This is a genomic window from Micromonospora sp. DT228, from assembly GCF_049841595.1.
Taxonomy (GTDB): Bacteria; Actinomycetota; Actinomycetes; order Mycobacteriales; family Micromonosporaceae; genus Micromonospora.
In genome coordinates this window covers 23831-29830 of record NZ_JBNCKO010000025.1, presented here as the reverse complement: position 1 = coordinate 29830, position 6000 = coordinate 23831, and the positions used below count along the sequence as shown (strand labels likewise).

Annotated in this window: 1 protein-coding gene; it reads right to left on the bottom strand. The window is 70.8% G+C overall.

What is annotated here, in order from left to right; all coding sequences use genetic code 11:
* A partial coding sequence (locus ACLQ29_RS32400) for a beta-ketoacyl synthase N-terminal-like domain-containing protein (RefSeq protein ID WP_425775182.1) occupies positions 1 to 5438 on the bottom strand: 5438 nt, incomplete at its 3' end.
* Between the last annotated feature and the right edge of the window lie 562 nt (positions 5439 to 6000).

The following is a 6000-nucleotide window of genomic DNA, read 5'->3' as shown; positions in this document are numbered from 1 at the left end:
TCGAGGTCGAGGTCGAGTTCGATCAGGTCCACCGGGTAGCCGGTGCGTTCGCTGATCACGTCGAGGATCGCGCTCTGGAAGTCGGGACGGGTCAGGACCGCGGTGCCGGTCGCGACCAGAGCGGTGGAGTGCGCCATCCCGCTCGCCGGGCCGAGTACGGCGGTCGCGTGGATCACGGTCGTACTCGTCGTCGACCGCGTCTTCTGGTTGAGCCAGTCGACCATTGTGCGTACGGTGCGGGCCTTGACGAGGTCTTCGAGTTCGGCCTCGTCGCCGTCGACGGCGAGGCCCAGTCGTGCGGCGACTTCGCCGGCGACTTCGGCACGTTTGATGGAGTCGATGCTGAGGTCGGCTTCGAGGTCGAGGTCGAGTTCGATCAGGTCCACCGGGTAGCCGGTGCGTTCGCTGATCACGTCGAGGATCGCGCTCTGAAAATCAGGACCGGACGCGGCGACCGCCACAGCGGCCACCCCGACCCCGCTCGTCGGTGCGGCCGGGGGAGCGGCCACCACCACCGCCGTCGTCGCGACCGGGGCGACCTCGCTCCCATGACCCGGCAGCACCACCGGCGGGTACGCCTGCGAGGGCTGCCACACGAGTCGACCACCCGTGCCGTCGCCGAAGTACGCGAGCATCACGTCCCGCTGCGAGGCGATCATGTCCCGGCTGGTGCGGAGGAACTCGCTCAGCAACTCGTCGCGGCCGTCCCGACCACCGAAGGCGGTCCCGTTCGAAGTGGTCATCGACAACTCCTTGATCCGTCGTGGGGGCGTCATTCCGCCGGGCAGGCTGTTCCCGGACCGATCTCGTACGAGCTGGCCGTCCACGGTCCAGAACGGACGCTCGGCCGTCTTGGCCGCCGCGAGGTCCGCCGCGTCGCGGCCCTGGAACAGCCAACCGGTCCGAACCGGAACGCCGGCGCAGGCCAGTTGAGCGATAGTGACGAGGAAGCCGCGCAGCCCCTCGTCGGGACGGGGCTCGGTGGCGACCGCCAGGTGCGGCCGGTCGCCGAGGACGGCCCGGACCAGCTTGGTGAGAACCTGACCGGGGCCGGCCTCCACGAAGGTCCGAGCGCCGCTGGCGTACATCGCCTCGATCTGTTCGACGAAACGCACGGGTGCGCCGATCTGCGCGGCGAGCCGTTCACGGACCCGGTCGGCGTCACCGTCGTACGGGGCGGCGGTGTGGTTCGACCAGACCGGGATGGCCGGCTCCCGTACTCTGCTGGCCGCCAGCGCCTCGGCGAAACGCGCGGTGCCGCCGGCCACCACCGGGCTGTGGAACGCACACGCGACGGAAAGGCCCCGGGCCGACAGCCCGCCCTCGCGCAGCGCCGCCACCGCCGACCCGACCGCGGGGGTGGGACCGGAGATCACGACCTGCGTCGGCGCGTTCCGGTTGGCCAGGACGACCTCGCCGGCCAGTCCCGACTCGGTGAGCACCCGGTTCACCTGCTCGGCGGTGCCGGTGACCGCCGCCATGGTCCCCGGATCGTCGCCGGTGGCGGCGAGGATCGCGTCGGCCCGTTGCCGGCTCAGCGCGAGCAGGGTCTCGGGGTCGAACGCGTCGGCCACGCAGAGCGCGACGAGCTCCCCGTAGCTGTGTCCACCGGTCAGGTCCGGCCGGACGCCCAGCCGCCGCAGCAGGTGGTCGACAGCGAGTCCGCCGATGCCCAGCACGGGTTGGGCGACCCGGGTGTCGCGTACCCGGTCCTCCTGCTCGCGCGCCGTGTCCGGGTCGAATGCCGACGGCGGGAAGAGGAGGTCCGCCCACTCGGCGCCGAGGCGCAGGTAGTGCCGCAACTCGGGGAACGCCACGAACAGTTCGGCGAGCGCACCCGGCCGCTGGCTGCCCTGACCGGGGAAGAGGAAGGCCACTTTGCCCGGCTCCGGGTCGTGCGGCGGTTGGACCAGCCCGCGTGCCGGGTCGTGCTCGCCGCCGACGGCCCGGCCCAACAGCTCGGCGAGATCGTCCCGGTCACGAGCGACGACGGCGACCTGGACCGGGCCCGCCCGGTGATCGGCCTCGTCGGCCAGGGACGCGGCCAGGTCACGCAACGACCACGGTCGGCCCAGCTCGTCGCGGTTCGACAACAGCTCCAGCAGCCGCCGTACCCGCAGCTGGGCCGCGGGCCGGTCGGCGCCGCGGAAGCAGAACAGCTCCGCCGGCCAGGCTTGCCGGGTGTGCCGTGGCTCCGGGCTGTTCGGGTACGCGCTGAGCACGGTGTGGAAGTTCGTCCCGCCGAAGCCGAAGGCGCTCACCCCGGCCAGCCGCTCGGCCGCCGGCGCGATCCATGGGCGAACATCGGTGTAGAACGCGAAGGGGCTGCTCTCCGGACTCCACGCCGGGTTGGGGCGGGTCAGGTGGATCGTGGGTGGCTTCACTCCGGTGTAGAGGGCGAGGCTCGCCTTGATCACGCCGGCCAGGCCGGCCGCGCACTTGGTGTGCCCGATCTGCGACTTCACCGAGCCCAGCGCGCAACTGCCGGGCTCCGCGCCGGCCTCGTCGAAGAACCGGGTCAGGGTCTCCAGTTCGGTACGGTCGCCCACCACGGTGCCGGTGCCGTGCGCCTCGACCAGACCGACCTCTCGGGGCGAGACCCCGGTGCGGTGGTAGGCCCGGTCGAGGGCGCGTCGCTGCCCGCTCGCCCTCGGGGCGGTAAGCCCGAGCGCACGTCCGTCGCTGGAGCTTCCGATGCCCTTGATCACGGCGTAGATCCGGTCGCCGTCGCGCTCGGCGTCGGCCAACCGCTTCAGCACGACGCACGCCACCCCCTCGCCGAGGGCGATACCGTCGCCGGTGCTGTCGAAGGTGCGGCAGCGCCCGGTGGGGGAGAGGGCGTGCGCGGAGGTGAACATCAGGTAGTCGTTGATGCCGTTGTGCAGGTCGGCACCGCCGCAGATCATCAGGTCGCTGCTGCCGGCGCTGAGTTCCTTGCAGGCGGCGTCCATCGCGGCGAGCGACGAGGCGCAGGCGGCGTCGATTGTGTAGTTGGGACCGCCGAGGTCGAGGCGGTTGGCGATCCGGCCGGCGATGACGTTGGCCAACACGCCGGGGAAGCTGTCCTCGGTGACGGTGGGGAGCTGGTCCTCCAACTCGGCCGGCACGTCCCCGAGGTAGGCCGGGAGCATGGTCCGCAGCGTCTGGGCGTGGCCCATGTCGCTGCCGGCCTCGGCCCCGAACACCACCCCGGTCTGACGGTGGTCCGCGCCGGCCGCGTCGTACGGGTATCCGGCGTCGACGAGCGCCCGGTGTGCCACCTCGAGCGCGAGCAACTGGGTCGGGTCGATGCTGCTCAGCGCCGCCGGAGGAATCCCGTAGCGGATCGCGTCGAACGGGACCGGCTCGATGAACCCGCCCCACCGGGAGACGCTGGTCCGACCCGCCTTCCCCGGCTCCACCTGAGGCGCGTAGTACGTGTCGACGTCCCACCGGTCGGTCGGCACCTCGGTGACCGCATCGGTGCCACCGAGTACGGTCTGCCAGAAGCTGTGCAGGTCGGGGGAGCCGGGCAGGACGCAGGACATGCCGACGATGGCGATGTCCAGAGGCGCGGGTGACTCGTCCACCGGCACGGTCGGCGGGATGAGTTCGGCGCGCAGGGCGGCGGCCCGTACCGCGAGGAACTCCCGTGCCTCGGTAGTGACCTGCGCGTGCAGCTCTGCGACAGTGGTCGGTGCGTGGCGCAGCACGGCGACCTGGCCAGCCATGAACATTCCCTCGACGGCCTGCACCGCCTCGTCGACCTCCACCAGGCCGTCGTCCCCCCGGCGTACGCCCTTGCTGGCGATCCGCAGCCGGCCGACGTTCAGCAGTTCCAGATGCTCCCAGACCTGGCGGTTCTCCACCCCGGCGGCTTCCAGCTCCTCCCGGACGCCGTGGAAGTCGTCCACGAACGGACTGGGCAGGCAGCGGGTCGCGTGTCCGGGGGCGGTCTCCAGCAGCGACGTCCCGGTGGCGGTGATGGCCGCACGGTGGAACAGGGGTTGAATCGCGCCCTCCTGCACCGCTTCGAGGGTGAAGAGGTAGGCGGTCCCCATCAGCAGGCCGATCTGCGCCCCGCGTCCGCTCAGCGGGGCCGCCATCGCGGCGACCATCGCCGCCGATCGGGCGTCGTGGATTCCGCCCGCGAACAGCAGTTGCAGCCGCCCGGCGTCGTCCGGCGTGTCCGCCAGGAACTCTTCGAGTACCAGCAGCTGCGCCTCCCACAGGGGAAAACTGGCCCGTGGCCCGACGTGCCCACCGCACTCCGCGCCCTCGAAGACGAACTTGCGCGCGCCCGCCCGCAGGAACTGCCGCAGCAACCCCGGTGACGGTACGTGCAGGAAGGTGTTGATTCCGTCCTGCTCCAACGCCGTGGCCTGGGACGGCCGGCCGCCCGCGATGATCGCGCACGCGGGTCTGATCTCCCGGATAGCGGCAAGTTGTGCCGCGCGTAGCTCGTCGGGCGCGAAGCCCAGCACCCCGACGCCCCAGGGCCTGTCGCCCAGCCGATCGGCGGTCTCCCGGAGCACCCGGCGGGACTGTTCCGCACCGGACAGTGCGAGCGCGATGAAGGGCAGCGCGCCGTCGGCGGCAACCGCGGCCGCGAACGGGGCCTCGTCGCTGACCCTGGTCATCGGGCCCTGCACCACGGGTATCCGTACGTTGAGGGCGTCGGCGAGCGCGGCACCCGGCGCCAGGACGTCCCCGCCAGCCGATTCGGCTATCGCTTCGAGCAGCGTGGCACGGATTCCGCGTACGGCGGCGGCGGTGTCGGGCCAGCGCCGGGCGAAGACAGCGGCGAGCCAGCCGTCCTGACCGATCGGCAGCAGCTGTGAGGCGCCGTCGTGCGGACCGCCCCGGCGGATGCCGCGTACACCGTCGACCAGGACCGTCTCGGACCCGTCCATCCGACGGATCGTGCCCCGCACGTCGGCCGGCAGCTCCGACTCGGGCATGAGGGTGAGCTGGCTGTCCAGGACGACGCCCGCCGCGCCGCCGATGACACAGGCGACGGCGGTGCGGGGACCGACGCCGCCGGCGACCCAGATCGGCAGGTCGATGTCGTCGGCTGCGGCCAGTTGCTGGAGCAGGACGAACGAGCTGAGCTCGCTGACTTTGCCGCCACCCTCCATGCCCCGCGCGATGAGCCCGTGCGCCCCGGCGGCCGCGGCGGATCGGGCGTCGTCGAGGCTTGTCACCTCGACGAGCACCCGGTACCTGTCGACCAGGTCGGCCAGTGACCAGGGTGTGTCCAGCGGCAGGACAACGAGATCGACCTGGCCGTGGCCCGCCCGGTCCACGTCAGCCGGCGTGGCGGTGCAGCCGGCGGGCACGCGCACGCCGATCGGCTCGCTCGACCCGGCGGTGGCCTGGGCCAGGGCGGTGAGTGTCCAGCTGTCGCCGGAGGCGAGGTCCAGGACGCCGTGACCGCCGCCGTGACGGGCGGCGGTCACGATCCCGGGACTGGGTTCGAGGAGGCTACCGGCGCTGATCGCGATTACGAGATCGCGCGTGTTCGGTGCAGGGCTCATCGGACTCCCACTTCATTGGGCGCCGGTTCTCGGACGCGACCGAATGGATCAGATGATCAACCGGGGCTGCCCGTCGATAATTGTCGTCTATCGATCTCGGGCTTCAATTAAGTTAGGCCAGCTTAGTTACGGCTCAGTTAAATCTCCCTAACTAGGCCGCTGGCCTGCGGTTCTTCCGGCCAGTCCGCTGGAGCGCGGGACATCTTCCGTCCATCGAGGCATGTCGACTTGACCTGGATGGATGGGCTGCGGCTGCGCTCCGGCCGCAGGGCATGGTGTTAACTATCGACTTAATTTGATTTCGAAGATGTTACTCGCCGGCAAAAAGAGTGATGTCAATCACTATGGCCTTGCCGATCTGGTTTATAAAAGCACTCTTATCTGGTCGGTTTGCTTGGGCCGGAACCATTCCTATCTGCCGAGTATGGAATTGGTCCGGATCGGCCACCCGTCGAATACGCCGAATGCCCACCGGAGAGGAGGA